23 protein-coding genes are annotated in these 25,343 nt (G+C 64.9%); 14 read left to right on the plus strand and 9 right to left on the minus strand.

Features of this window, described 5'->3' with window-relative positions:
• The first annotated feature begins 73 nt into the window (after positions 1 to 73).
• The 7 genes from V1280_RS45335 (at position 74) to V1280_RS45365 (ending at position 6,547) form a co-directional block, all read left to right on the plus strand.
• Positions 74 to 1,702 carry an FAD-binding protein gene (locus V1280_RS45335; protein ID WP_334537711.1) on the plus strand — a complete coding sequence of 543 codons (1,629 nt, stop codon included), beginning with the start codon at positions 74 to 76 and terminating at the stop codon, positions 1,700 to 1,702.
• Entirely contained in the window at positions 1,699 to 2,019 is a 321-nt protein-coding gene (locus V1280_RS45340; RefSeq protein ID WP_334537713.1) for a ferredoxin family protein, read from the plus strand. Before V1280_RS45335 ends, V1280_RS45340 begins: the two co-directional genes overlap by 4 nt.
• 75 nt (positions 2,020 to 2,094) lie before the next feature.
• Complete coding sequence (locus V1280_RS45345) at positions 2,095 to 3,699, plus strand: FAD-binding protein (RefSeq protein ID WP_334537714.1); 1,605 nt, start codon at positions 2,095 to 2,097, stop codon at positions 3,697 to 3,699.
• Positions 3,696 to 4,079, plus strand: a complete 384-nt coding sequence (locus tag V1280_RS45350) for a ferredoxin family protein (protein ID WP_334537715.1) — start codon at positions 3,696 to 3,698, stop codon at positions 4,077 to 4,079. The genes V1280_RS45345 and V1280_RS45350 overlap by 4 nt, the downstream gene beginning before the upstream one ends.
• 141 nt (positions 4,080 to 4,220) lie before the next feature.
• Entirely contained in the window at positions 4,221 to 5,213 is a 993-nt protein-coding gene (locus V1280_RS45355; protein ID WP_334537717.1) for an NAD(P)-dependent oxidoreductase, read from the plus strand.
• A 16-nt stretch (positions 5,214 to 5,229) separates the two neighbouring features.
• Complete coding sequence (locus V1280_RS45360; protein ID WP_334537718.1) at positions 5,230 to 6,012, plus strand: class II aldolase/adducin family protein; 783 nt, start codon at positions 5,230 to 5,232, stop codon at positions 6,010 to 6,012.
• Positions 6,013 to 6,145: 133 nt separating this feature from the next.
• Positions 6,146 to 6,547: a VOC family protein gene (locus V1280_RS45365; protein WP_334537720.1), complete on the plus strand. Its 402-nt coding sequence runs from the start codon at positions 6,146 to 6,148 to the stop codon at positions 6,545 to 6,547.
• A gap of 26 nt (positions 6,548 to 6,573) precedes the next feature.
• Here V1280_RS45365 and V1280_RS45370 read toward each other — a convergent pair whose 3' ends face one another.
• On the minus strand, positions 6,574 to 7,488 hold the full coding sequence (locus tag V1280_RS45370; protein ID WP_334537722.1) for a LysR family transcriptional regulator: 915 nt from the start codon (positions 7,486 to 7,488) through the stop codon (positions 6,574 to 6,576).
• 89 nt (positions 7,489 to 7,577) lie between these two features.
• Between V1280_RS45370 and V1280_RS45375 the strand changes: the two genes are divergently transcribed.
• Both V1280_RS45375 and V1280_RS45380 read left to right on the plus strand, forming a co-directional pair.
• Positions 7,578 to 8,501 (plus strand): hypothetical protein, encoded by a 924-nt coding sequence (locus tag V1280_RS45375; RefSeq protein WP_334537724.1) that lies wholly within the window; start codon positions 7,578 to 7,580, stop codon positions 8,499 to 8,501.
• Positions 8,498 to 9,511, plus strand: coding sequence for a DUF2891 domain-containing protein (locus V1280_RS45380; RefSeq protein ID WP_334537726.1), 1,014 nt, complete (start codon positions 8,498 to 8,500; stop codon positions 9,509 to 9,511). The genes V1280_RS45375 and V1280_RS45380 overlap by 4 nt, the downstream gene beginning before the upstream one ends.
• Positions 9,512 to 9,526: 15 nt before the next feature.
• Here the strand turns inward: V1280_RS45380 and V1280_RS45385 are convergent, their stop codons facing one another.
• The 4 genes from V1280_RS45385 to V1280_RS45400 are packed head-to-tail and all read right to left on the minus strand — an operon-like array spanning position 9,527 to position 14,750.
• A complete protein-coding gene (locus tag V1280_RS45385) occupies positions 9,527 to 11,251 on the minus strand; it encodes an ABC transporter ATP-binding protein (RefSeq protein ID WP_334537728.1) in 1,725 nt (574 codons plus the stop codon).
• Positions 11,230 to 12,078 carry an ABC transporter permease gene (locus tag V1280_RS45390; RefSeq protein WP_334537730.1) on the minus strand — a complete coding sequence of 283 codons (849 nt, stop codon included), beginning with the start codon at positions 12,076 to 12,078 and terminating at the stop codon, positions 11,230 to 11,232. Before V1280_RS45390 ends, V1280_RS45385 begins: the two co-directional genes overlap by 22 nt.
• Complete coding sequence (locus V1280_RS45395) at positions 12,075 to 13,085, minus strand: ABC transporter permease (protein ID WP_334537732.1); 1,011 nt, start codon at positions 13,083 to 13,085, stop codon at positions 12,075 to 12,077. The genes V1280_RS45390 and V1280_RS45395 overlap by 4 nt, the downstream gene beginning before the upstream one ends.
• 12 nt (positions 13,086 to 13,097) lie before the next feature.
• Positions 13,098 to 14,750, minus strand: coding sequence for an ABC transporter substrate-binding protein (locus V1280_RS45400; RefSeq protein WP_334537734.1), 1,653 nt, complete (start codon positions 14,748 to 14,750; stop codon positions 13,098 to 13,100).
• Positions 14,751 to 15,207: 457 nt separating this feature from the next.
• Here V1280_RS45400 and V1280_RS45405 point away from each other — a divergent pair, with 457 nt between their 5' ends.
• The 5 genes from V1280_RS45405 to V1280_RS45425 are packed head-to-tail and all read left to right on the plus strand — an operon-like array spanning position 15,208 to position 20,338.
• Positions 15,208 to 16,158, plus strand: coding sequence for a PDR/VanB family oxidoreductase (locus tag V1280_RS45405; RefSeq protein WP_334537736.1), 951 nt, complete (start codon positions 15,208 to 15,210; stop codon positions 16,156 to 16,158).
• 17 nt (positions 16,159 to 16,175) lie between these two features.
• Positions 16,176 to 17,516, plus strand: coding sequence for a Rieske 2Fe-2S domain-containing protein (locus V1280_RS45410; protein WP_334538609.1), 1,341 nt, complete (start codon positions 16,176 to 16,178; stop codon positions 17,514 to 17,516).
• Positions 17,513 to 17,989, plus strand: a complete 477-nt coding sequence (locus V1280_RS45415; RefSeq protein ID WP_334537738.1) for an aromatic-ring-hydroxylating dioxygenase subunit beta — start codon at positions 17,513 to 17,515, stop codon at positions 17,987 to 17,989. The genes V1280_RS45410 and V1280_RS45415 overlap by 4 nt, the downstream gene beginning before the upstream one ends.
• Positions 17,990 to 17,996: 7 nt before the next feature.
• Positions 17,997 to 19,607: an ATP-dependent acyl-CoA ligase gene (locus V1280_RS45420; RefSeq protein ID WP_334537740.1), complete on the plus strand. Its 1,611-nt coding sequence runs from the start codon at positions 17,997 to 17,999 to the stop codon at positions 19,605 to 19,607.
• A gap of 2 nt (positions 19,608 to 19,609) precedes the next feature.
• The gene (locus V1280_RS45425; RefSeq protein WP_334537742.1) at positions 19,610 to 20,338 is read left to right on the plus strand and encodes an SDR family NAD(P)-dependent oxidoreductase; all 729 of its coding nucleotides are present in this window, start codon (positions 19,610 to 19,612) and stop codon (positions 20,336 to 20,338) included.
• A gap of 119 nt (positions 20,339 to 20,457) precedes the next feature.
• On the opposite strand, the gene V1280_RS45430 is transcribed toward V1280_RS45425, so the two are convergent.
• From V1280_RS45430 to V1280_RS45445, 4 genes are all read right to left on the minus strand, one after another.
• Complete coding sequence (locus tag V1280_RS45430; RefSeq protein WP_148773390.1) at positions 20,458 to 20,940, minus strand: MarR family winged helix-turn-helix transcriptional regulator; 483 nt, start codon at positions 20,938 to 20,940, stop codon at positions 20,458 to 20,460.
• Complete coding sequence (locus V1280_RS45435) at positions 20,940 to 21,434, minus strand: MarR family winged helix-turn-helix transcriptional regulator (RefSeq protein ID WP_334537744.1); 495 nt, start codon at positions 21,432 to 21,434, stop codon at positions 20,940 to 20,942. Before V1280_RS45435 ends, V1280_RS45430 begins: the two co-directional genes overlap by 1 nt.
• Positions 21,435 to 21,586: 152 nt before the next feature.
• The gene (locus tag V1280_RS45440) at positions 21,587 to 23,146 is read right to left on the minus strand and encodes an indolepyruvate oxidoreductase subunit beta family protein (RefSeq protein ID WP_334537746.1); all 1,560 of its coding nucleotides are present in this window, start codon (positions 23,144 to 23,146) and stop codon (positions 21,587 to 21,589) included.
• Positions 23,143 to 25,302, minus strand: a complete 2,160-nt coding sequence (locus V1280_RS45445) for an indolepyruvate ferredoxin oxidoreductase subunit alpha (RefSeq protein WP_334537748.1) — start codon at positions 25,300 to 25,302, stop codon at positions 23,143 to 23,145. The genes V1280_RS45440 and V1280_RS45445 overlap by 4 nt, the downstream gene beginning before the upstream one ends.
• Positions 25,303 to 25,343: the final 41 nt, after the last annotated feature.

A 25,343-nucleotide genomic window follows, 5' to 3' on the forward strand; every position in this document is an offset into this window, starting at 1 on the left:
CCGGCGTTCATTCCGGCGGGGTTCAGCAGCTGAGAGCGCGTGCTGCGCAGGGACATCAATCCGGAGACGAGCGATGACGAATTCATCTGGCCGCGCCGAGAAGCTGTCGAGTTCGGCAGGATCGATTGTGTTCGACGCCGACGTGCTGGTGCTCGGCGGCGGTCCCGCGGGGACATGGGCCGCGATCAGTGCTGCCGAGCATGGTGCACGCGTCGTGCTGGCGGACAAGGGATTTTGCGGCACCTCCGGCGCGACTGCGGCGGCCGGCACCGGCGTGTGGTATGTCGACCCCGTTCCCGAACGCCGCGAGGCTGCGATGGCCAGCCGCGAGAAGCTGGGTGGCTATCTCCAGGACCGCCGCTGGATGGCGCGCGTGCTGGACCGGACCTACGCCCAGAGCAACCAGCTTGCCGATTGGGGTTATCCTTATCCCGCAGACGAGGACGGCAAGCCGCAGCGGAATTCGCTGCAGGGCCCGGAATACATGCGGCTGATGCGCAAGCGGACCAAGCAGGCCGGCGTCACCATCCTGGATCATTCGCCCGCGCTCGAACTGCTGGTCGACGGAAACGGCGTGGTTGCCGGTGCCGCAGGCTTGCGCCGCCAGAAGGGAGATCGCTGGGCGGTCAACGCCAAGGCCGTGGTGATCGCCACCGGCGGATGCGCCTTTCTCAGCAAGACGCTGGGGTCGAACGTGCTGACGGGCGACGGCTATCTCCTCGCTGCAGAAGCGGGGGCGGAATTCAGCAGCATGGAGTTCTCCAACGCCTACGCGATCTCGCCGGCGTTCGGATCGGTGACCAAGACGCTGTTCTACAGCTGGGCGAGTTTTACCGATGAGCAGGGCAGCGTCATTCCGGGAGCGTCGTCCAAGGGCGGCCGTTCCGTGATTGCGCGCGCGCTGCGGAAGGGGCCCGTCTATGCCCAACTCGATCAGGCGGAAGCCGAGACCCAGCGCCACATGCGCGCGTCCCAGCCGAATTTCTTCCTTCCGTTCGACCGCACCGGTATCGATCCCTTCACCCAACGATTCCCGATCACGTTGCGCCTCGAAGGAACCGTTCGTGGGACAGGCGGTCTGCGCATCGTCGGCGACAGTTGCGCGACCACCGTTCCGGGCCTCTACGCGGCAGGCGATGCTGCGACCCGCGAGCTGATCTGCGGCGGCTTTACGGGCGGCGGCAGCCACAATGCCGCCTGGGCGATGTCTTCGGGCTATTGGGCCGGCCAAGGTGCGGCTGAATTCGCGCGCCAACTGGGCACGACAATCGGGCGTCAGGCGTTCCGACGTGGCACCGTTGGCTTGCGCTCCGGCAGCGGGCAACCGTTGCACGGCGGCGCGCTCGCACGGAGCGTTCAGGACGAGGTGTTCCCCTACGAGCTGAATTACTTCCGCGAGGCCGGGCGACTGGGCGACTCTCTGCGCCGCCTGGATGGCTTGTGGTCCGAAGCGTCGAATGCGGCGGCATCGGACGACCAGGAGCTGCTACGTGCGCGCGAAGCCGCCGCCATGCTTGCGACCGCGCGCTGGATGTATCGCAGCGCGCTGGCGCGTCAGGAAAGCCGGGGAATGCACCGTCGCGACGATTACCCCGAGCCGGACGATCGCTACCTGCATCTTGTGACGACCGGCGGGCTCGATGATGTCTGGACGTCGGCCCGTCCGTTGGTCTCCGCCCAATATTCGGAGGCCGCGGAATGATCGAGGTCATCGATTCCGAGCGGTGCACGGCCTGCGACATCTGCGTCAACGTGTGCCCGACCAACGTCTTCGACAAGACTGACGGCATTCCCGTGATCTCCCGCCAGAGCGACTGCCAGACCTGCTTCCTGTGCGAACTCTATTGCCCGGAGGATGCGCTGTTTGTGTCTCCCTTTGCCGAAGCGCCGCAAGCGGTCGATGTGGCCGCGCTGAAGGAAGCCTCTGTGTTGGGAAGCTACCGGCGTGCGGTCGGCTGGACAGAGGAGAACCGGCATCTGCGGGCGGCCGATCGGAGCTATCGGCTGTTCGGCCATTGAAGTTTGCGCCAAGCGGGCCGCACGTCGGCGGCGACGGGCGTGTCAGCCGGGCGCGCGTGAAAAAAGGCGGAGATCATGGTGTCGTCCTCGCTCGAAGAGCTGTCGATCACGACTGACGTGCTGATCGTCGGCGGCGGCATGGCCGGCGCATGGGCCGCCGCGTCGGCCGCGCAAACCGGTGCGAGGGTCGTTCTCGCTGACAAAGGCTATTGCGGCACCAGTGGCGTGACCGCCGCCGCGGGACCGGGCCATTGGTGGGTGCCGCCGGATCCTCCCACGGCGCGGGACGCCGTTGTTGCCAATCGCATCGCCGCCGGGCTCGGCCTTGGCGAATCGGAATGGATGTATCGCATCCTCGACCAGACCTGGCGCACGCTGCCGACGCTGGCCCGATATTACAAGTTTGGCACGGACGACGAGGGAAGGGTGAACTACCGCGCGGTGCGCGGGCCGGAATATATGCGCGCGCTTCGCCAGCATGTGCTGAGCCACGGGGTTACTATTCTTGATCAGTCGCCCGTCGTCGAGTTGCTGGCGCGGTCCGATGGATCGATCGGCGGCGCGCGTGGCCAGCGCCGTCAGGACGGCGGGCGCGCGTATCGAATCGTGGCGGGCGCGGTGGTGCTCGCGGCGGGCGGGACCAGTTTTCTGTCGCATCTGTTGGGATCGCGAACCAACACCGGCGACGGCTATCTCATGGCGGCCGAGGCGGGCGCGGAGCTGTCCGGCATGGAATTCACCGCCGCCTACACCATTGCGCCGGCGCATTCCACGATGACGCGCAGCATGGCCTATGCCTTTGCGACCTACTCCGACGCCGACGGAAACGAGCTCGACCTGCCGTTCGGTCCCGATCAGACTGTCCGTCTTGCCCGGGCACTGCAGCGCGGGCCGGTCTACTGTTCGCTGGACCGTCTGCCTGATGACATCAAGGCGCGGCTGCATACGATCTCGCCGAACGTGCCGCTGGTGTTCGACCGCTGGGGGATCGATCCCTACCACGACCGGTTCGAAGTCACGCTGCACAACGACGGCACCATTCGCGGCATCGGCGGCGTGCGCGTGCATGATGCGGATTGCGCGACGTCGGTCCCGGGACTGTTCGTCGCCGGCGACAACGTATCGCGCGAGAAGGTCGCGGGCGCGATCTCCGGTGGCGGCAACGTCAACTCGGCATGGGCGCTGTCGTCCGGCGTGTTTGCAGGACGCGCGGCTGCGCGCGTGGCGCGCGGCACGAAAAGCCGCTCGACGGAGCTGGCGCCACTTGGACGGGCCGGGCTTCGCCCGCGTGGCCGGCCTGAGGCTGTTGACGTGGCCGCAGCCAGAGATGCCGTGCGTGCCGAGATGCATCCGTTCGACAAGAACTTGTTCCGCACCGGGGCAGGGCTCGCGGCCTCTTCGCAAACACTCGATGAGTTGTGGCGTGAGGTGGCAGATCACGGGCAGGCAGGTTCGATCGCCCTGCGCGAGACCGCGGCACTGCTGGCCACGGCGCGCTGGTCCGTTGCCACGGCCGCGGCCCGCAACGAGAGCAGGGGTCTTCACCGGCGTGAGGATTGTCCCACACAGGATCCGGGATTGGCGGCCCGCCTGCTCAGCGGCGGACTGGAACAGGTCTGGGTCGCGTTCGACCGTCCATCTGCAAGCGCCAGGCCAGGCCAACTCGAGGCAGTGTCATGATCGAACTCATCGTCGCGGAGCGCTGCACGGATTGCGGGGCTTGTATCGAGGTCTGTCCGGCCAACGTGTTCGATCCCGGACGCGACGGCCAGCCCATCCTCGCGCGCGTCGAGGATTGCCAGACCTGCTTCATGTGCGAGCTCTATTGCAGTGCAGACGCGATCTATGTCGCGCCCGATTGCGACCGCCGCGTCTCCGTGAGCAAGGACGAGGTGCTGGCGTCCGGGCGGCTCGGCCAATACCGCAAGCACTCCGGCTGGGATGAATGGGCGGAGCACTTTCCCAACGAGCAATGGCTGATGGAAGCCGTCTTCCGCCGTGCCGCCGAAGCGGCGGCTCAGCCAACGGCGCGGAAACCCGACGTCAACGGCCGAAAATAGCAGCGCCGCACCCAGAGACGAATTCTTATGCCTCGGTTGGAAGCGTCGTCCTGTTGTTGCCCGATGCCGTTGATCTTTGAAAAGACTATCTTGCGCCGAGCGCCTAGCATGTCCGCATCAATGCCATCATGAACGCGTGACATGAACACTCCCCGAATTGAAAGCAGGCGCGCCTCCACCAGCGTGCGATCACCGATCATCGTCAATCAACTCGGCGCGGAGGTTCGTGCCGCGCCGGCCGATCACTGGTCGCGTCCGCTGATCATCGATCATCCCGCCGATCGCGCGGCGTGGGAGGTTGCCTCAGAGGCCGACGTGCTGCTGACGCGGCCACTGGCGGGCTGGAACAAGGCGCCTGCGGACAAGCCAGCAGGCTGGCCGTTCGGCCTGCGCTGGATCCAGACCGCTTCGACCGGCGTCGATTTCTTTCCGGCGTGGCTGCTCGACGGTCCCGTGGTCACGGTCGGCCGCGGCATCTCGGCCGATCCGATCGCGGAATATGTGCTTGCGGCAATTCTCGGCTTCGAAAAGCGTATCCCCGAGATCCGGCCGCGCAGCCGCGAGCAATGGAAGATCGCGCCGCTTGGATCGCTCAGCGGCAAGACGATCGGCATCGCGGGCTTTGGTGCGATCGGGCGTGCGGTCGCAGAGCGGGTCAAGCCGTTCGGCGTCAACATCAGGGTTCTCAGGCGGTCGGCCTGGCCATACGTTGTTCCGGGCATTGAGCCCGTGGACAGCATCGAACAACTGGTCGAGGTCTCCGATCATCTCGTCCTGGCGCTGCCGGCGACGACGAAGACGGCCCGTCTGATCAACGCCGACGTGCTGGCGCGGGCCAGAAAATCGCTGCATCTGATCAATGTCGCGCGCGGCCGGATCGTCGATCAGTCCGCCCTGCTGCAAGCCCTTGATGAGGGCAGGATCGCAGGCGCCACGCTCGACGTCACGGATCCCGAGCCGCCGCTGGATGGCGATCCGATCTACGACCATCCCAAGGTCGTACTGACCCCGCACGTCTCGTGGACGGGAGGCGAGGACGTCAAGCGGCTGGCCGACAAGACACTGGTCAATCTCGACGCCTATGCGCATGGCGTCGCGTTGGCCGACGTCTTCGACAAGAACCTCGAATACTAGAAAAGGAGCCGCGACAATGAACAAGGTCGTCGAGAAGCCCAAAAAATATTCCCTGGTCGAACGCACGCCGGCGGCGTCGTTCGAGGAGGAGAGGCTGCACCGCAAGCAGCGTCTCGCCGCGACGTTCCGGCTGTTCTCGCGCTACGGCTTCGATCAGGGCCTCGCAGGCCATGTCACCGTGCGCGACCCGGAGTTTCCCGAGCGGTTCTGGATCAACCCGCTGTCGAAGCATTTCAGCCAGATCAAGGTGTCCGATCTTCAGCTCGTCGACCACGACGGCAACATCCTGATCGGCGACAAGCCGATCAACCAGGCCGGCTTCGTGATTCACTCGGCGATCCACGCCGCGCATCCGGAGGTGATCGCGGCCGCGCACACCCATTCGACCTATGGCAAGGCCTGGTCGGCGCTCGGCCGCCTGCTCGATCCGCTGACGCAGGATTCCTGCGCCTTCTACGAGGACCACGTGCTGTTCGATCCATTCTCCGGCGTCGTGCTGGAGGCGGAGGAGGGCCGCAAGATCGCGCAGGCGCTGGGATCGAAGAAGGCCGCGATCCTGCAGAATCACGGCCTGCTCACGGTAGGACCGACCATCGAGGCTGCCGCGTGGTGGTATATCGCGATGGACAACGCTGCACGCGCCCAGCTGCTCGCGGAGGCTGCCGGCACGCCAAAGCCGATCCCGCACGAGATCGCCAGCCTGACCTCCCGGCAGGTCGGCACCCACAAGGGCGGCTATTTCAGCTTCCAGCCGCTCTGGGACTGGATCACCGAGGCGGAACCGGACCTGTTCAACTAGGACCACGGCGTCCAGGCCGGGCAGTTGCCCGGTTCGCCGCAATTGCATCAGGCCGCGACATCGTGAGATATCACGGTGCGCGGCCTGCTTCGTTCACGCAGGCCGATGCTGCAACGGTGAGGAGCAGTGCGACATGACCATTGGTCTGCCAAACGAAGTCGAAGTCATCACGTTGTTCGTCGACGACATTGCGTCGGCGAAAACCTTCTACGCGAAAGTGTTCGCGTCCGAGACGGTCTGGGAAGATGCGGTCTCATCCGTGCTGCGATTTGGTGGGCTCCTGATCAACCTTCTCGACGCGTCTCAGGCACCGCCGCTTGTCGAGCCGCTGCGTGTCGCGCAGTCCTCCGCAGGAGCGCGCGCACTTCTGACGATCAGGGTCGTCGACGTCGATCAGGTCTGCTCCGCGCTGCGGGAGATTGGCGTCGATCTGCTCAATGGGCCGATCGACCGTCCGTGGGGACGGCGAACGGCGTCCTTTGCCGACCCTTCAGGACATGTCTGGGAGATCGCGCAGCTCATTGCGCGGAAATAGCGGCCTGTTGCCGGCCCGTCGGTTCGTCAGAGCTTCCTGCAAACACGATTGACCAGTTCGATGAACCAGCGCAGCGCCGGGTCGGTCATGGCACGGCGGGTGTGGAGGAGGTCGATGGTGAACGCCTCCACATGGTAGGGAAGCGGAACGATGGACACGCCTGCCGATGCGGCGAAGCGGCGCGCGATGCGCTCGGCCATGGTTGCCACGAGATCGGTGCCGGCAACCGTAAACGGCACGGCGACGACATGGGCGAGCGTGACCGCCGTGCGCCGCTTGCGCCCGTGCCGGGCCAGCACGGTGTCGATCGCGCCCGGAAGCCCGTCGCCGCCGGCCGACGAGAACAGGGCATGCGGAAGGCGGGTGTAGTCGTCTTTGCTGAGCCGCGCCTTCTGCCTGGCGCGCCTGGCGTCGCGAATGCACACGAAACGCTCTTCGAACAGCGTGGTCCGGGTGATGCGCGTGGAGGCAGGAAGATGGCCGCCGATCAGCGCGTCGATATCGCCGTGCTCGAGGCTTGCGACGCTCAAGGCCGTGTCGATGATGGGACGCACCACGAGATCGATTCCAGGTGCCTCCCGTCGCAGTGCCACGACCAGCGGAGGCACGACGACGAGGTCGCCATAGTCGGTCACCGCGATAGACATGCGGCCGCGAGCGGTTGCGGGATCGAAGGCTGATCCAGGCGCCAGCACGCCTCTGATCTGTCCGAGTGCCTCGCTGATCGGGCGGGCCAGCGACAGCGCTTTGGCCGTCGGCCGCATGCCCGAGGCCGAGCGCACGAACAGATCGTCGCCGAACAGTGCCCGCAGGCGGGTCAGCACGCTGCTCATGGACGGCTGCGCGAGGCCAACGCGCGCGCCGGCACGGGTCACATTGCGCTCCTCCATCAGCGCCTCGAAGGCGACCAGGAGATTGAGATCGACGGAAGCTAAATTCATTTGAGCAATGGTAGGCATATCTAAAATCGATTTCAAGAATGCGGCGTTGCGTGGTCCATTGGCGTGGAAGACCCGATTGGACGAGGCGTATGCGATCCTCCCTCCTGCGCCTCATTCCGCGCGGACCGACATTGTTGGCCCTCGGCGTCCTGCTCGGGCTTGTGTGTCCGACGCTCGCGGATCTGGCGCGACCGCTGATGCCGGCCACGATTTTCCTGATCGTGCTCGGGACGCTGCTGCGAATCGATGGCGAGGCGGTCGTCGCCGCGTTGCGCCGGCCATCGCTGTCCGTGCTGTTGCCGGCAATTGTCATGGTCGGCTGCCCGCTGGTGATCGGTGCGACCGGTCGTGCCGTCGGGCTTGCTCCGGAAATCGCGCTCGCGATCGTGCTCGCCGTCTCGGCGCCGCCGTCGAGCGGTACCGCGGCGGTGGCACGCATGCTCGGGCTCGACGGCGCGGTGCCGCTTGTGGTGACGGTGTTGTCCATGGTGCTGGCGCCGGTCACGATCCCACTTCTCGCCGGGTGGTTCGGCGGGCTCGAGATCAGCGCGTTCGAACTTGCGCTGCGCCTGGCGCTGTTGATCGGCAGCGCCGAAGGCCTTGCCTTCCTGCTCCGCCGACGTGCGGCGCCGGCTCTCGCTGCCCATGGCGATGTGGTCGACGGGATCATCATCGCCGCGCTGCTGGTCTTTGCGGTGGCGACCATGGCCGGCATTTGCGCACAGATCGTTGCGGATGTGCCGGACGGAACGCTCTGCGTTGCCCTTGCGTTCGCCTGCAATGTGGCCCTTCAAATTGCGGGGGCCGTGTTGCTGCCGGGAACGCTGCCTGAGCGCCTGACGGTGGGGCTGATTCTCGGCAATCGCAATGTCGGGCCGGTCTGGTCGGCGCTCGGCGCTGCCGCCTCGCCACGCGTGGCTCTATACTTCGCCGCGACCCAGTTTCCGATCTACATCCTGCCGCGCCTGATCGAGACCCTGATCGGCCGCGACAAACGAAAGGCCAGAGCATGACCAGGTCCCGACTCACCCGCGAACACGCCGTCCAGTTCGCCGGCATCGCGCTCGGCCATGTCGGGCGTGAATATCCCAACAATGTGGATCATGCGCTGGCCGAACCGGCGGATGCGCGCACGCCGAGCCAGCTGCATCCGATCTTCTACGGCAGCTATGACTGGCACTCCTGCGTCCACAGCTACTGGATGCTGGCGCGGCTGCTGCGCCGCTTTCCCGACATCGCATCGGCACCCGACATTCGCGCGTTGTTCGACGCGCAATTCGTTCCCGACAAGGTCGCCGCCGAGTGCGCCTACTTTGCCCGTCCGACTGCACGCGGCTTCAAGCGGCCCTATGGCTGGGCCTGGCTGCTGAAGCTGGCGACCGAACTTGAACTCCAATCCGACCATCGCTGGGCGCGCAGCCTTGCGCCGCTGGCAGAGGTCATCGCGCAGCGCTTTCGTGATTTCCTGCCGCGCGCGACTTATCCGGTGCGCGTCGGCACGCATTTCAACACGGCGTTCGGCTTGCGCATGGCGGCGGACTACGCCGGCATCAAAAGGGATGATGCGCTGGCCGCGTTACTGCGCGAGACCGGCTTGCGCTGGTATGGCGAGGATCGCGACTGCCCGGCCTGGGGCGAGCCAAGTGGCGATGATTTCCAGTCCTCAGCCCTGATCGAGGCCGAGTGCATGCGGCGCCTGTTGCCGCCGGACCAGTTCTTGCCGTGGTTCGACCGGTTTCTGCCACGTCTCGCCGAAAAGCAGCCGGCAACGCTGTTCAAGCCTGCGACGGTGACCGATCGCACCGATGGCAAGATCGCCCATCTCGACGGGCTCAATCTCAGCCGGGCCTGGTGCTGGCGCTCTCTCGGCGATGCCTTGCCGGCAAACGACGCGCGGCGCGTGATCGCCCATGAGGCAGCTCAAGAGCATCTGGCCGCAGGTCTTCCCCATCTCGCCAGTCACTATATGGGAGAGCATTGGTTGGCGAGCTTTGCCGTCCTCGCCCTCGATGACGCGGGGTGACGGTGCCGTCTGCGGTCATTCTGCCGCGGCCATCAGCAGAGGGCGCGCGTGCGGCGCCTGTGCGGCGTCGGCAACACCTGACGGGATCGACGCCAGCAGCGACTTCGTATAGGGCTGCTGCGGATTGTCGAATATCTCGGCGACGGCCCCATGCTCGACGATGCGCCCGCGGTGCATGACCGAAACGGTGTGGGCGAGCTGGCGCACCAGCGCGAGATCGTGAGAGACGAATACATAAGTCAGGCCCAGATTGGCCTGCAGCGAGAGCAGCACCTCGACGATGCCGGCCTGGACGCTGACGTCGAGCGCGGAGGTCGGCTCGTCGAGCACGATCACGTCGGGCTTGAGGACCAGCGACCGGGCGATGGCGACGCGCTGACGCTGGCCGCCTGACAGGGCCGCCGGTTTGCGCGACAGCAGGTGCTCGCCGAGCCCGACGTCGGCCAGTGCCTCGCGAACCCGCTCGCCGCGCTCCGTGCGCGTTCCGATTCCGAACCGGTCGAGCGGTTCGCGCACCAGCCGCTCGATCGTCCAGCTCGGATCGAGCGAGGTGAACGGATTCTGATAGACCAGCTGAAGGTGACGCCATGCCGAACGCAGCTCACCGGGCGAACGACCTGCGATCTGCTCGCCGGCGACCAAAATGGTCCCGCTGTCGGGTTGCTCGAGGCCCAGCAGCAGCCGGACTGCTGTGGTCTTGCCCGAGCCGGACTCGCCCACCAGCGCGTGCGTGGTGCCGGCCGGAACAGTGAACGACAAATCGTCGACGGCCACCAGCGACTTGCCGTCGACGTTGAATGTCTTTGTGACGGCGCGGACGTCGATCTTCGGTGCTTTGCTGGCGGCGGTCTTGAGGAAACGGAATCCCGTGTCGCGCAGCGCGGCGTAACGGTCGGGGTTGAGGGCCGGGACATCCGCGCGGAGCTTTCTCGCGTAGGCCGACGCCGGCGAGGAGAAGACGGAAGCGGTCCGGCCAGCTTCCTGGATGACGCCGTCCCTGAGCACCACGAGCGCGTTCGCCCGCTCGGCGGCGATCGCAAGGTCATGTGTAATGAGCAGCAGGCTGATCTTGAGATCTTGCTGCAATCGTGTGAGCAGGTCGAGGATCCGCTTCTGGATCGTCACGTCGAGCGCAGAGGTGGGTTCATCCGCAACCAGCAGTGCCGGCCGCGGAAGGATCGCCAGCCCAATCAGCACGCGCTGGAGCATGCCGCCGGAGAGCTGGTGCGGGTAGGAGTCATAGGCACGCTGGGGATTGTCGAGTCCCACCTCGGCGAACGTCTCCAGGATGAGTTGCGTGCGGATCTTCTTGTCGGGCTCGTCGAGCAGCGCAGCCGCCTCCTGCGCCTGGGCGCCGATCGTCCGCACCGGGTTGAGTGAGTTGGCGGGATCCTGCGGAACGAACCCCATGGCGCGTCCGCGCAGCGGCCGGAAGCCGCGCTCGGAGATCCCCAGCACCTCCTGGCCGTCAAACGCGACGCGGCCGGCGGCGCGCCCGCCGCTTGGAAGCAGCCGCAGCACCGCGCGGGCGATCGTGGACTTGCCGGAGCCGGACTCCCCGATCAGCGCGAGGCTCTCGCCGCGACCGAGTTCAAACCCCACATTGGCGACGACCTCGTGCGATCCGTAGGAGACCGACAGGCCGTCGACCCGCAGCAGTGGAATCGGACGCAGCGGCACCGGCGCTGCGGGCTCAGCGCGCGTGAGTGTGTTGGTGGTCAGTCTGTCTTGCGCAGCCATCGGCTGATCCTATTCACAGAGAGGACGGTCGCGATCGTGACGAAGGCGGGCGCGTACACCAGCCACGGCCATTTGAGGTAGTCCTTGCCGATCGAGATCAGCAGGCCCCAATCGGAGGCGGGAGGCGGATCGCCATAACCGAGGAACGCGAGGCTCGCGATCACCAGGATCGACAGGCCGAATTGCAGCACTGCAAGCGGAAGCACCGAGCGCGATGCGTTCGGCAGCACGTGCCGCAACAGGATGTGCCAGCGCGAGCCGCCCATCAGGAACGCCGCCTCGACGAAGATCGCCTGCCGCGTCTTGATGACTTCCGAGCGCATCACGCGCGCGAAGACTGCGACGGCCGAGACGCCGGTCGCAATCGCAGCGTTGGTGGTGTCGAAACCGATCGCGGTGACGACGATCACCGCCAGCAGGAAATTCGGGATCGCCAGCAACACGTCGACCAGGCGGGCGAGCACGATGTCCACCCAGCCGCCGAGGAAGCCTGCGAGCAGGCCGATGAGGCCGCCGGCGACGGCGGCGATGACGACAGCGATGAGCGCGCTCGTCACCGAGGAGGCCGTGCCATAGACAACGCGGGTATAGACGTCGCGGCCAAGGTGATCGGTCCCGAACCAGTGTGCAACGCTGGGGCTGAGCAGCTTCTCAGCTGGGACACCGACGGCCGGGCTATGATTCGTGAACAAGCCCGGGGCCAGCGACCAGGCAATCACGATCGCGATGACCGCGAAGGCAAGTGCTACGGTCGGCGGCACCCGAAGAGCTGTCAGCCAGCTGGTCGCCGTGACGCGCGAGGCAGCGGAGAAGGAGGCGAGGGTCATGATGTCACCGCCACGGATGTTGCAGCGGCGCTGTCCTCAGTGGTGGTCGGACGGACCCTGGGACCGCCAATCAGCTTCACGCGCGGGTCGAGCAGCGGATAGACGAGATCGGCGATCAAATTGACGAGCACGAACACGACCGCAGCGAGCGAGACGACCGCCTGCAGCACAGGTAAATCCTGCGTGCTCACCGAACGCTGCACCAGGCTGCCGATGCCGGTGCGTCCGAACACCGTCTCGGTGATCAGCGAGCCGCCAAGAAGCTCACCGATGGCGAGTGCCGTGACGGTGACGACCGGGAGCGAAGACGGCTTGAGCAAATGCCTGGCAAACAGGCGCATCCGCGTCAGGCCGCGGCCGCGCGCAACACTGGCATATTCTTGCTCGGACTCCTTGTCGAGGTTCGCGATCAGCACCTCGGCAATCCGGGCGGAGACGGGGACCCCCAGCGCGACCGCGGCGAAGAAGGTCGCCCAGAAGCTATCGGGTGCGATCACGCGGAACAGGCCGAGCTGGAAGCCGAACAGGTGGATCAGCACCAGGCCGATCACAAAATTGGGCACGGACAGGAACAACGACGGGAAGCCGCGCAGCAGGCCCTGGCCGAATCGTTTCGGAAGAAATTGTGTGCCGTAGCCGATCGTCACCGCCAGCAGCAGCGCGATGGCAAAAGCCGCGGAGGCAAGGATCAGCGTCGACGGCAGAACCTCGGCGATCAGGGTTGCGACGGGCCGGTTGGACCGCATCGACAGGCCGAAATCGCCGGTCACGAAGTGGGACAGTGACGTCCAGAGCTGGATTAGGATCGGCTGGTCCAGGCCCTGGGCGGCGATGATCTGCCTGATCTCGTCCTCGGTGAATCCGTTCTGGGGATCACGCAGGACATTGGTGATGGGGTCGCCGGGCAGGATGCTGACGACCACGAAGGTGAAGACATAGGCCAGCAGGACGACGACGAACGCCTGCGCCAGGCGCTTCGCGGCATACGACAAATAGGCATTGTTCATGCCGGTCAGCTCCTACTCGCTGATCGTTGCCGTGTAATAGCTGGCATAGGCGACGCCGTTGTAGACCTCGCCCTTGAGCTTCGGCGACTGCACGTAGATGCGCTGGACGATCTGTGTGCGCGGGATGAAGTAGCCTTGCTCGAGGACGTAAGTCTGCAGCTCGTCGAGAAGCGGATTGCGGATTTCGGCCGAGGAGGCGCCGGCAATCTTGTCGCGGAGATCGTTGAGCCTCTTGTCGCTGTCGCCGAGCGCGAACCAGTCCTCGCCGTTGTTGGCATTGGTCAGGATGCTGGCGACCGTGCCGGCATCGATGAAGCTGCGCGTCACCTCGTAGGCCGGCACCGCCGGCCCGCCGAACCTGACCTTCTCGCCGAACGTCACGACGTCATAGGCCCGAATGGTGACCTTCCAGCCGATCTTGCCGAGCTGCTGCGCGATGAGCTCGTCGATCGACTTCGCCGTCGCGAGGTAGGGATTGGAGTAGAGCGTCAGCGTCAGCTGCTTGCCGTCCTTGGCGCGGATGCCGCCGGCGCCCTTGGTCCAGCCGGCTTCCTCGAGCAGCTTTTCCGCTTTGCCGGGATTGTAGGCCAGGAGGTCGCTGTGGTCGGTCGCGCCGGGTACGTTGCTCTGGATGAAGGACGTCGCCAGCTTCCAGTCGGGTGTGTAGACGGTGTCGATGATCTCCTTGCGGTTGATGGCGGCCTGGAGCGCCTGGCGCACCTTCACATCGTTGTACGGCTCCAGCTTGGTGTTGACCGCGAGGCCGTTGACGAAGCCGAGATAGCGTGGGGTTGCGGTGGTGAAGCCGGCGTCCTTGAGCGACTTCAGTTCCTGCGGCGAGGGGCTGTAGGCAACATCGGCCTGGCCGGACTGAACAGCGGCGACCCGCAGCGATGGCTCGGACACGATCTTGTAGGTGATCGAATCGAGATAGGCCGGGCCGGTGTGGCCGACGGCAGCCGGACCCCAATTGTAGTCCTTGCGCTTGACCAGCTTGACGAAGTCGCCTTCCTTCCAGGACGCGACCACGTACGGTCCGCTGCCGGATGTCTTGGAGAGGTCAGCCTGCTGCGCGGCGGGTTGCGCGATGCTCTTCGGTGAGATGAGGATCGAGCCGTGGTAGCCGAGCGTCGGGATGAACCCGAGCGTCGGCGCCTTGAAGACGACCTTCACGGTCGTTGCATCGATCGCCTCGGCGTGGTCGTAGGTCTTCGGGAACAGGCCAACCGGGTTGATGCCCTCGTTCTTGCGCCCGGCGTACCAGATGTCGAGATTGGCGACCACGGCCGACGCATCGAGCGCCGTGCCATCGGAGAAAGTCACGCCCTTCTTGAGGTGCAGGGTGAACTGGGTGGCGTTATCGTTCTGCTCCCAGCTCTCGGCAATCCACGGACTGACCTTGCCGTCGGCATCGACATAGACCAGCTTGTCGGTCACGTGGCCCCAGATGTGGCCCTGGAAGCTGGAGATCGAGCTGTTGTTCGGAATCCAGGTGCCACCGAGCGAGTCGATGAGGAAGGTAATGTCGCCGCCATTCGGCGGAGCGCCTGCACTTCGCGCCGGAGACAGGCCCATCATTGGGGTCAAGGCGATGGCTGTCACCACGGAGGTCGCGGCCAACAGGCGACGCCGGGAGAGCAAGAGCGAAGAGAAGCGCGCGGTCATGGATAGCCCCTGATGATTGGTGGCATCGATCACCGCGCGGCATTCACGGAGACGCTGCGGCGCGATCGACATTTCCGCTTAGGAGAGGCGAAACGAACGGGCCTGGCCATTCCAAATTTCGCTTGAGATGGACAACAAATGTCTCGGTGTCGGGGCAACGCGCGCGACATTCATTTCGTCGTCAGCGCGAACGTGCTCGATCAAGCTCGCCGTTTGGCCAAACGCGCATCGATTGCCGCGCCGGCAGCGGAAGCCTCGTCGAACCGAATTTCCGAGTCGCTCCAACTGCAGGTGGGGTCGATCGGAGCACAAACATCTAAGTAAAATGAGTGTTTTGGACCGAAGACTCTCCGCGGCCCTGGACAGGCAAATAGGGGCCTGTCCCGTATGGACGATTGACAGACAATTATTACATGTCTAAAAATATGCAAATTCATATAATTCGTGAGATGCCTGAATGGACGCGCATCCGCTCAAGCTCAAGGTCAGGTCGTATGCCGCGGAGACGCCGTTCATACGGAGCCTTGTGTTTGACGTGGAGGACGGCGTCGCGCCGCAATGGCGGGCGGGCGCGCATCTCCGCGTCGCGCTCCCGAATGGAGGCGACCGGCCGTACTCGCTGATGACTCTGCCGGGCCTCCCCGAGGGCGCGCTGGCGCTCGGTGTGCTGCGCGAGGAGGCTTCGACCGGCGGCTCGCAGTTCATGCATGCGCTCGAGATCGGCGATGTCGTGCGGGCGAGTGCGCCGGTCAACAATTTTCATCTGCACGAGGACGCGGCGCCCGCGCTGCTGTTTGCCGGCGGCATTGGCATCACGCCGATCCTGTCGATGGCGGCGGAGCTCGCGACTCGTGGAAGCCCGTATCGTTTGCACTATGCGGGCCGCACGCAAGGGCTGCTGGCGTTCCTGCCGCAATTGCAGGAGATCTGCGCCAAGGGCCTGTCCGTTCACTACGACAGCGACGAGTCCCGTCTGGACATTGCAGCGGCGCTCGGCGAGGCCGCCGCCGACTCCCACATCTATGTCTGCGGTCCGGCGGGGATGATCGAAGCGGTGAGGGCGGCCGCGCTTGCCAAGAGCATTCCGGCCGACCGCATGCATTACGAGCTCTTCAAGGCGGAGCAGCCAAGTTCGCCCGACAGGCCGTTCGAGGTCGAGCTCAAATCGTCGGGGCAGATCGTCAGCGTTGCGGCCGGTCAGACCATCATCCAGGCGCTGGAGGCGGCGGGTCTCGACGTTCTCTACGACTGCCAGCGCGGCGATTGCGGCATCTGCCAGTGCGGCGTGATCGAAGGGGTGCCCGACCATCGCGACGTCATCCTCAGCGACGACGAGAAGGCATCCAACAAGGTCATGCAGATCTGCGTGTCACGCGCTAAGTCGGAACGTCTGGTGCTGGACTTATGAAGGAGGCGAGGGACGCCATGGCGAAATACGGACGGAATGCCCACGCGATTGCGGCACTGGTGCGCGACGCCGAGGTGCATCGCGACGTCTATGTCGACCCCGAGGTCTTCGAGCTCGAGATGGAGCATTTGTTCCCGAACAGTTGGGTCTATGTCGGGCATGCGAGCCAGTTGGGAAAGCCCGGCGATTTCATCACCGCCACGATCGGCCGGCAACCGGTGCTGGCGAGCCGCCATACCGACGGCTCCATCCACGTCTTCTACAATCGCTGCCCGCACAAGGGCGTGAAGATCGCGTCCGAGCCCTGCGGCAACACCGGAAAATTCTTTCGCTGCCCCTATCACGCCTGGTCTTTCAAGACCGACGGCTCGCTGCTCGCGATCCCCTTGAAGAAGGGCTACGAGGGCACCGGCTTTACCGATACCCAGGCCAATGGAGGGCTGTCGAAAGTCAGGAACGTCGTCGTCTATCGCGATTTCATCTTCGCCCGCCTGAGCGAGGACGGCGTCTCCTTCGAGGATTATTTCGGCGAAAGCCTCTCGACCATCGACAACATGGTCGACCGCTCGCCGGAGGGCAAGCTCGCAGTCCAGGCGACGCCGATCCGTTACATGCATACCTGCAACTGGAAGATGCTGGTCGAGAACCAGACCGACACCTGCCATCCGATGGTCGCGCATGAGAGCTCGGCCGGCACGGCGGTCAAGGTCTGGAAGCGCGAGCAGGGCGATTCCACGGAGACACCGATGGCGGTGCAGCTCTACGGTCCCTTCATGAGCCCGTACGAATTCTACGAGCAGAGCGGCATCAGGATCTGGCCGAACGGCCACGGCCACACCGGCGTCGCCAACTCCATCCATTCGAACTACTCGGACGTCAGCGGCTATCTCGACCAGATGGTCGCGGCCTACGGCGAGACGCGGGCGCACGAGATCCTCGGCGAGGTCAGGCACAACACCGTGTATTTCCCGAACATCATGGTCAAAGGTGCCGTCCAGATCCTGCGCAATTTCATCCCGATCGCGGTCGACAGGACGCTGGTCGAAAGCTGGGTCTATCGCCTGGTCGGCGCGCCCGACAAGCTCTACGAGCGCGCGCTGATGTACAACCGCTTCATCAATGCGCCGACCTCGATCGTCGGCCACGACGATCTGGAGATGTACGAGCGGGCGCAGGAAGGCCTGAAGTCCAACGGCAATCAATGGGTCAATCTCCGCCGGCTCTACGAGAGCAGCGAAGAGCAGGATGTCACCGCCGTCATCAACGGCACCTCCGAGCGCCAGATGCGCAACCAGTTTCATGCCTGGGCGAAATTCATGACCATGGACATGGACAAGCACGTCGAGGCCGCCGAATGATCAACGAGAAGACGATCACCGAGCTGATCTACCGGGAGGCCGAGCTTCTTGACACGATGCAATGGCAGGAATGGCTCGATCTGTTTCACCCCGAAGGACGCTACTGGATGCCGCTGGAGTGGCAGCAGCAGGATCCGGTGCTCCAGCCGTCGTTGATGTACGAGGACCTGCTGCTGCTCAAGGTGCGGGTCGAGCGGTTGGCCGGCGAGCGGACCTTCAGCCAGAAGCCGAAGAGCCGCTGCCATCATCTGCTCCAGGCGCCGCGGATCGTGGCGTGCGACCCGACTGCGGGCGTGTACAAGGCTTGGACGTCCTACATTTACACGGAGACGCGCGGCGATCTGCTGGAGCGTTATTCGGGCTGGGCCTCGCACGAATTCGTAGAGGTCGGTGACGCCCTGAAGATCAAGCTCAAGCGGGTCGATCTCGTCAATTTCGATGCGCCATTCGGAAACATTCAACTCTTCATGTGAGTATGCCTTGACCGCGACAGTCTATGCCCGCTTTCGTGAAACCGCGCTGCGCCGAGGCGAGGCCGGCTTCTTCAACGTGCTGCCGGAGACGGCCGGCATCTACGGCATCGAAGCGGGGGAGATCTCCTATCGCGCCATGCTTGATCGCGTGGAGCACTGGCGATCAGCTCTTGCAAGCCAGGGCTATGGCGAAGGCCACAGGGTCGGGCTTCTGCTCCAGAACAGGCCGGTCTTCATTGAGCTGTGGTTCGCGCTAAACGCACTCGGCGTGTCCGTCGTGCCGATCAATCCGGATTTGCGGACGAGCGAGCTCGAGTACATCATCGCGCATTCCGAGATGAATGCGGCCTTCGTGCTCGCAGAACGTCGCGATGAGGTGGAGACCGCGGCCCGTCAGGCCGGCCGACCGATTCCGGTCGTGACCGATCAGGACGACATTCCCGCGCCCTTTGGTGGCACGCGGCCGGCTACCGCAGGCGATGGCGCGAGCGAATGCGCGCTGCTCTATACCTCCGGGACGACGGGACAGCCCAAGGGCTGCGTGCTCACCAACACCTATTTCCTGCACTCCGGAAACTGGTACCGCGATGTCGGCGGGCTGATCGATCTCAAGCCCGAGGGCGAGCGGATGATCACGCCGCTGCCGCTGTTTCACATGAACGCGATGGCGGTATCGCTGATGGCGATGCTGTCGGTCGGCGGCAGCCTGACCATGCTCGATCGCTTCCATCCGCGCAGCTGGTGGGCTTCTGTGCGCGACAGCCGCGCGACCTGTCTGCATTATCTCGGCGTGATGCCGTCGATGCTGATGAGCGCGCCGCAATCGGAGCAGGACAAGGCGCACACCGTGCGCTTCGGCTTTGGCGCCGGTGTCGACAAGCTCCTGCACGGGCCGTTCGAGCAGCGCTTCGGCTTCCCGCTGCTGGAGGCCTGGGCGATGACCGAGACGGGCAGCGGCGGCGTCATCGCCGCCAATGTCGAGCCGCGCAAGATCGGCACCAGCTGTTTCGGCCGCCCGGCACCGGAGGTCGACGTTCGCATCGTCGACGACTGCGGACATGAAGCGCCGGTCGGGACGCCGGGCGAATTGCTCGTGCGGCGCGCCGGCGCGGATCCGCGCTACGGCTTCTTCCGCGAGTACCTGAAGAACCCGGAAGCCACCGCGGAGGCGTGGGACGGCGGCTGGCTGCACACCGGCGACATCGTGTCGCGCGATGCGGACGGCGATCTCCATTTCGTCGATCGCAAGAAGAACGTGATCCGCCGGTCCGGCGAGAACATTGCTGCGGTCGAGGTCGAGTCCGTCCTCAACCGCCATCCGGCCATCCGGCAGGCCGCGGTTGCGGCGACGCCCGATCAGGTGCGCGGCGACGAGGTCGCGGCGGTCATCATCGCCGGGCAGGCGGGCGCCGACCGCGCGCTCGCCGAGGAGATCGTGCGCTGGAGCCTGGAGCAGATGGCGTATTACAAGGCGCCGGGCTGGATCTGCTTCGTCGACAGCCTGCCGCTGACCGCGACCGAGAAGATTCAGCGCGGCGGTCTGAAGGATCTTGTCGCCAGGCTGATGAGCGATGGCGCGTTCTTCGACCTGCGCGACCTCAAGAAGCGGCAGGTTTGACCATGAGCGAGATCCGCACGACACTCATCACCGGCGGCAATTCGGGGATCGGCGAGGCGCTGGCGAGAAAGCTCGTCGAGCGCGGGCAGCGCGTCGTTTCGGTCGGGCTGGAGAAGCCTACCTGGACCCATGATCTGCTCGCGGCCTATCGCGCTGATCTGACCTCCATCGAGGAGACACGCGAGATCGCGCGAGAAATCTGCCGCGATCATGCCGTCGATCGCCTCGTGCACAACGCGGGCGTGATCCTGCCAAACCTGCTGCCGGACGCGAAGCCGGAAGACATTCTGATGCTGGCGCAATTGCACTTGGGCGCGCCGATGCTGCTGACCCAGGCGGCGCTGGAGGGGATGCGTGCGCGCCGCTTCGGGCGCATCGTGTTCGTCAGCTCACGCGCCGCGATGGGCGCGGCCACGCGTTCGGCCTATTCGGCGACCAAGGCCGGCGTGCATGGCATGGCGCGGACCTGGGCGCTGGAGCTTGCCGCTGATCGCATCACCGTGAACGTCGTCGCACCGGGGCCGATCCTGACCGACAATTTCTGGGGCATCATTCCGAAGGGCTCCGAGCAGCAGGAGCGGATGGCGCGCAACGTGCCCGTCGGCCGGCTCGGCTCGCGCGAGGATGTCGCGCACGCGATCGAATTCTTTCTCGACGAACGCTCGGATTTCGTCACCGGCCAGGTGCTCTATGTCTGCGGCGGCACCAGCCTCGTCGGCCTCGGTCCGTAGTTCCTCAGCGTTGAAGCATGACGAGATTGGTACGGAGCTTCGCCGCGGGTACACCTCTCCCTACGGGAGAGGTGTATTGAGCCTGCCGCCAGACCGATCGAACCCAAAATCATCAAGCTCTAGATCTGGTTCTGGCGGATATTCTCGACCATCCTGGCCAGCACGCGCGCGCAGACCTCGATGTCGTCGGGCTCGATGCCTTCGATCAGCTTGTCGTAATTGTTCGCCATGATCGGCCAGATCTTGCGCAGCAGGGCCTCGCCGTCCGGCGTCAGTCCCACGACGCGGCGGCGCTGGTCTTCCTCGGCGATCTCGCGCTTGACGAGGCCCGATGACACCATGGATTCGACCATGCGGCTCGCGGTCGACTGCTCGGTCACCGCGAGAACGGCGACCTCGTTGACGGTGAGGGTCTTGTAGATGAACAGCACCGACAGCGTCCGGAATACGACGTTGTTGACGCCGTGTTCGCTCAGGTCGCGGTTCTGATCGAGGTTCCAGCGATTGGCGAGCCGGTTGAACAGATACGGGATGTAGGTTTGCAGCTGGTCCCTGGTCCTCGGCGGACCCGACTTCCATCTGCTCTTGGATTCTCTGGCCATTATCTCTTGCGACTTTGCTTCTTGGTCTCGGTATGAAGTTTTGAAGAAAGGGATTTCAGCACGGACAGCGCACCGTCCAGCTCCCGGGTCGAGACGTTCTCGAGCCGTTTGGCGAGATGCTTCTTGTGGATTTCGGCCGCCTTCCTGAACAGCGCGTCGCCCTTCGGCGTCAGGCGCACGATGAAGGACCGCCGGTCCTCGCTCGACATCTCCCTGCTGATGAGGTCGTCGGCGAGAAGCCGCTGCACCAGGCCCGAGACATTGCCGCCGGTGACTTTCAGGTTTTGCGACAATTGCCCGAGCGCGAGGCCGTCCCGGTAACGATCGAGCTGGGCCAGCACGTCGAATTTTGCGAGCGACAGGCCGAACTCCGAGTTCAGCATCGCATTCAGCGACGCGAACAGCTCGCCATGCAGCGACAGCAATTGCAGCCAGAGCCGGGTTTCGTTCTGCCCAGGGACGGGAACAATGTTCTCTTTGAGTGCTGCCGGCATTGCATGACCATCGAGGACAAAATGTCTCGTCAATTGGAGGAATTATCGCGGGTCTTTCGCTCCGATTAGCAACTTGAGAATCGTAGTCAAGATTTGATCCTGACGCCCTCGGGGGCGAACGGCAATCCAATCCTGCACCCGCTCCGTTTGAATCATGCAAAAGTCTTGATGGTCTGGATCACACCGTCGAGCTCCTTGCCGGCGCTGTCCTTCAGCGCGGCCTCGCGCAGCCGGCGCGCCCAGTCGGCGGCATCATCGCGTCGCTCGACCAGCTTGATCGCCGCCAGCGTCCTGTCGAATTTCGACAGGCCCCGGCTGTGGGTATCGGAATAGCCTTTCACCAGGCGTCGGCATTGCAGGATCTCGACGCCGAGCTGGTAATTGGTGCCGACCGCCTCGGTCGCGGCCTTGAGCCATCCGTCCCGGTGCGCCGTCTCGATGGCGTGACGCAGCGAGCGGCGGCGCAGGCCACGCATCCCGCCCACGATATAGAGCGCAAGGAACCAGGGCAGCGAGTAGGTCCGCACCCGGCGCCCCCGGTTGACGCGTCGATCGAGCCAGCCAAGAAGGCGCGGCTTGGTGCCAAGCCAGCGGCCGAAGCTTGCGGGCAGCATGCCCATCACCTCCTCCATGCGGGGATGCATGAACTCGGTGGTCTGGAGCACCTGTCCTTCTGACATCTCAAGTTCGCTCTCGATGCGCGCTCGGCGGCCCGCGCGTGTCTTGAGGTCGGCGACGCGGATGACGTCGTCATAGGTCATGGCGTTGGCGAGGTATTTTGCCGCGGCCTCCGTGAAGGCATAGGCGCGCGAGCCACCGCCGGCGCTTCGGTCTGCCGCGTGCAGCGTCCTGAGGATGTCGAGATATTCGCCGCCATAGGCGACGTCCTGGAAGTCGACCACCTTCCGTAAGCCCGCGCGAGCCATGGTGAGCGTGGGTTCGGGCAGCTCGTGGTTCAATCTTGCGACGAGGCCGGCGAGATCCGGGTCGGGCGAAGCGGGCGAGGCGACCGCCTGTTTGGCTTGCGCGGGCGCTGCAATCTCGGCAGCGCCGGTCTTGACCCGGTCAAAGGCCGCCTCAAAGGTCTCGATGCTGGCCTTCGCGCCTTTCCCGCCGGCGCGGATGACGTCGAGATAGCTGTCGCGGCTGAACGGCAGCACACCGGCCGCCGCGAGCGCGCCGTACATCGCAGCCGAAATGACGCTGCCATGCGCGATCGCCAGCGCGTTCAGATCGAAAATGATCTCGGTCTTGGCGGCAATTCCGATAGCGCCGGTGACGGCGCCGCCGTCGGCAATGCCGTTGCCCGGCGCGATCTTCTCCCCGATTGCAAGCGACCGGTGGTTGGACGCGATCAGCGTGGTGCGATCCGGCGTCACGAGGCCGCGCAGGATGGATCGGCCGGCCTCCATGAACTCCGCCGCCATCACCACATCGACGTCGCCGGGCGTTGGCATCAGCGACAGGATCGGCTTGCGACCGTCGAGCGGCGGCATCGCCTCGATGTAGTAGATCGTGGCACCGGTGCGCTGGGCGACGCCGGGCACCGAGGTCGATTGCGCGACCCAGCCATGGTTCTCGGCGAGCTGGACGATCCAGTCGGTCAGCACGCCGCCGCCCTGGCCGCCCATCGCGACGATCGCGAGCGAGATCGGCCGCTCGGTTGCTTCGCCTGCGGTGGGAAGGGCCAGCCGGACCGCTTCGTCCCTCATGCCAGCGCCTCGAGCGCGGGACGCCGGCGGTCGCGCCGCCGCTGCAGCCAGCCGATCACGGACATCGCGACCCTGGACCTGAACTTGTCCCAGCCGGTTGGATTGTGAATGACGTCGGCACGATAGAACGAGGGGCAGAGCACCGCGGCCTCGGCGACCTCGCCGCAATTGCCGCAGCCGACGCAGGAATTGTCGATGGCCGCGACGGGATCATCACGCAGGGGATCGTCGAGCTGCTTCACCGACAGCGACGGGCAGCCCGAGAGCCGGATGCAGGCATGGTCGCCCGTGCAGACGTCCTCGTCGACGCCGAAGCGTTCCTTGACGGTGCGCACGCCGTCCTTGATCGCCTTGTTCATCTGCGGCTTCACGCGGCGCTGCTTGTTCAGCATGCATTCGGAGGAAGCGACGATGACCTTGGGGCCTTCGTCCTTGGTCGTCAGCGCTTCCTTCAGGGTGTCGCGCATCTTGCCGACGTCGTAGGTGCGGTCGAGCTGGCGCACCCATTGGCCGCCGATGCCCTTCACCGCCTTGACGATCGAATTGTTGGTGTCGCGCCGCTTGTTGACCGCGCGCGACGACAGGATGTCCTGACCGCCGGTGGCGGAGGTGTAGAAATTATCGACGATGACGAAGACGCCGTCATGCTTGTTGAACACGGCATTGCCGATGCCGCTGGTCAGTCCGTTGTGCCAGAAGCCGCCGTCGCCCATCACCGCGATCGAGCGCTTGTCGGCCTTGACGTTGAAGGCCGAGGTCGAGGCCGGGCCGAGGCCGAACCCCATAGTGGTCGCGCCGATATTGAACGGAGGCAGGATCGAGAACAGATGGCAGCCGATGTCGGCCGAGACGTGGTGCTGGCCGAGTTCTTCCTCGACGAGCTTCATCGCGGCAAAGATCGGCCGCTCCGGGCAGCCGGTGCAAAGCCCGGGCGGACGCGCCGGCACCACCTGCTTGAGCTTCTCGACCGCGGGGTGATTGAGCACGGGCGCCGCATCCGGCGCCGGCGGCCGGTTGCCGAGCAGCCGCGGCTCCGTCTTCTCCAGAAATTCCCTGACGCCGCCGAGCAGAACCTGCGCGGTGTAGTCGCCGCCCATCGGCAGCACATCCTTGCCGTGGACGCGCGCCTGGATGTCCCTGCGCCGCAACACCGTGTTGATCGCCTGCTCGAGATATTCGGGCTGGCCTTCCTCGACGATCAGCACGGCCTCCTTGTCGAGACAGAACTCCGCGACCTCGGTGTCGATCACGGGGTAGGTGACGTTCATGACGTAGAGCGGAACCTGGGTGTTGCCATAGGCATCCGACAGCCCGAGATATTGCAGCGCGCGGATGACATTGTTGTACATGCCGCCCTGCATGATGATGCCGACCTTGCCTTGCTTCGGTCCCATCCACTCGTTCAACTTGTTGTCGCGGATGAAGCCGATTGCGGCAGGCATCCGCGTCTTGATCTTCTCCTGCTCGTGCTCATAGGCCGCAGGCGGCAGCACGATGCGGTTGACGTCGCGCCTGGGATTGTTGAGCGCGTCCTTGATGGTGTGCGTCGGCTTGACGTTGTCCTTGCAGGCAAAGCTGCCGTGCATGTGACAGGCGCGGACGCGCACCTCCAGCATCACGGGCGTGTTGGAGAACTCCGAGAGCTCAAAACCCTTCTCGATCAGATTGACGATGCATTCATGGTCGGGGCGCGGGTCGAGCAGCCAGATCTGCGACTTCATCGCGAATGCATGGGTGCGCTCCTGCATGATGGAGGAGCCTTCGCCATAGTCCTCGCCGACGATGATCATGGTGCCGCCGGTGACGCCGCCCGAGGCCAGATTGGCGAGCGCGTCCGAGGCGACGTTGGTGCCGACGGTGGACTTCCACGCCACCGCGCCGCGCAGGGGATACATCACCGAGGCCGACAGCATCGCCGCCGCGGCGGCTTCGTTGGCGGAGCTCTGGAACACGACGCCGAGATCGTCGAGCACGTCCTTGGCGTCGGCGAGCACGTCCATCAAATGCGAGATCGGCGAGCCCTGGTAGCCGCCGACATAGGCGACGCCGGATTGCAGCAGCGCCTTGGTGATGGCGAGAATGCCTTCGCCGCGGAACGTGTCGCCATCGCCGAGCCGGAGATCCTCGACCTCGCGAGCAAAGGAACGTTCAGCCATTGCACCCTCCAGAAATATGCGATAGCATACGTTTACATGTG

It is taken from the genome of Bradyrhizobium sp. AZCC 2230 (genome assembly GCF_036924495.1).
GTDB lineage: Bacteria > Pseudomonadota > Alphaproteobacteria > Rhizobiales > Xanthobacteraceae > Bradyrhizobium > Bradyrhizobium rifense.

Coding starts and splice junctions, on each gene's coding strand:
- V1280_RS45335 (WP_334537711.1), top strand. CDS start 74: ATGACGAATTCATCTGGCCGCGCCGAGAAGCTGTCGAGTTCGGCAGGA.
- V1280_RS45340 (WP_334537713.1), top strand. CDS start 1,699: ATGATCGAGGTCATCGATTCCGAGCGGTGCACGGCCTGCGACATCTGC.
- V1280_RS45345 (WP_334537714.1), top strand. CDS start 2,095: ATGGTGTCGTCCTCGCTCGAAGAGCTGTCGATCACGACTGACGTGCTG.
- V1280_RS45350 (WP_334537715.1), top strand. CDS start 3,696: ATGATCGAACTCATCGTCGCGGAGCGCTGCACGGATTGCGGGGCTTGT.
- V1280_RS45355 (WP_334537717.1), top strand. CDS start 4,221: ATGAACACTCCCCGAATTGAAAGCAGGCGCGCCTCCACCAGCGTGCGA.
- V1280_RS45360 (WP_334537718.1), top strand. CDS start 5,230: ATGAACAAGGTCGTCGAGAAGCCCAAAAAATATTCCCTGGTCGAACGC.
- V1280_RS45365 (WP_334537720.1), top strand. CDS start 6,146: ATGACCATTGGTCTGCCAAACGAAGTCGAAGTCATCACGTTGTTCGTC.
- V1280_RS45370 (WP_334537722.1), bottom strand. CDS start 7,488: ATGAATTTAGCTTCCGTCGATCTCAATCTCCTGGTCGCCTTCGAGGCG.
- V1280_RS45375 (WP_334537724.1), top strand. CDS start 7,578: ATGCGATCCTCCCTCCTGCGCCTCATTCCGCGCGGACCGACATTGTTG.
- V1280_RS45380 (WP_334537726.1), top strand. CDS start 8,498: ATGACCAGGTCCCGACTCACCCGCGAACACGCCGTCCAGTTCGCCGGC.
- V1280_RS45385 (WP_334537728.1), bottom strand. CDS start 11,251: ATGGCTGCGCAAGACAGACTGACCACCAACACACTCACGCGCGCTGAG.
- V1280_RS45390 (WP_334537730.1), bottom strand. CDS start 12,078: ATGACCCTCGCCTCCTTCTCCGCTGCCTCGCGCGTCACGGCGACCAGC.
- V1280_RS45395 (WP_334537732.1), bottom strand. CDS start 13,085: ATGAACAATGCCTATTTGTCGTATGCCGCGAAGCGCCTGGCGCAGGCG.
- V1280_RS45400 (WP_334537734.1), bottom strand. CDS start 14,750: ATGACCGCGCGCTTCTCTTCGCTCTTGCTCTCCCGGCGTCGCCTGTTG.
- V1280_RS45405 (WP_334537736.1), top strand. CDS start 15,208: ATGGACGCGCATCCGCTCAAGCTCAAGGTCAGGTCGTATGCCGCGGAG.
- V1280_RS45410 (WP_334538609.1), top strand. CDS start 16,176: ATGGCGAAATACGGACGGAATGCCCACGCGATTGCGGCACTGGTGCGC.
- V1280_RS45415 (WP_334537738.1), top strand. CDS start 17,513: ATGATCAACGAGAAGACGATCACCGAGCTGATCTACCGGGAGGCCGAG.
- V1280_RS45425 (WP_334537742.1), top strand. CDS start 19,610: ATGAGCGAGATCCGCACGACACTCATCACCGGCGGCAATTCGGGGATC.
- V1280_RS45430 (WP_148773390.1), bottom strand. CDS start 20,940: ATGGCCAGAGAATCCAAGAGCAGATGGAAGTCGGGTCCGCCGAGGACC.
- V1280_RS45435 (WP_334537744.1), bottom strand. CDS start 21,434: ATGCCGGCAGCACTCAAAGAGAACATTGTTCCCGTCCCTGGGCAGAAC.
- V1280_RS45440 (WP_334537746.1), bottom strand. CDS start 23,146: ATGAGGGACGAAGCGGTCCGGCTGGCCCTTCCCACCGCAGGCGAAGCA.
- V1280_RS45445 (WP_334537748.1), bottom strand. CDS start 25,302: ATGGCTGAACGTTCCTTTGCTCGCGAGGTCGAGGATCTCCGGCTCGGC.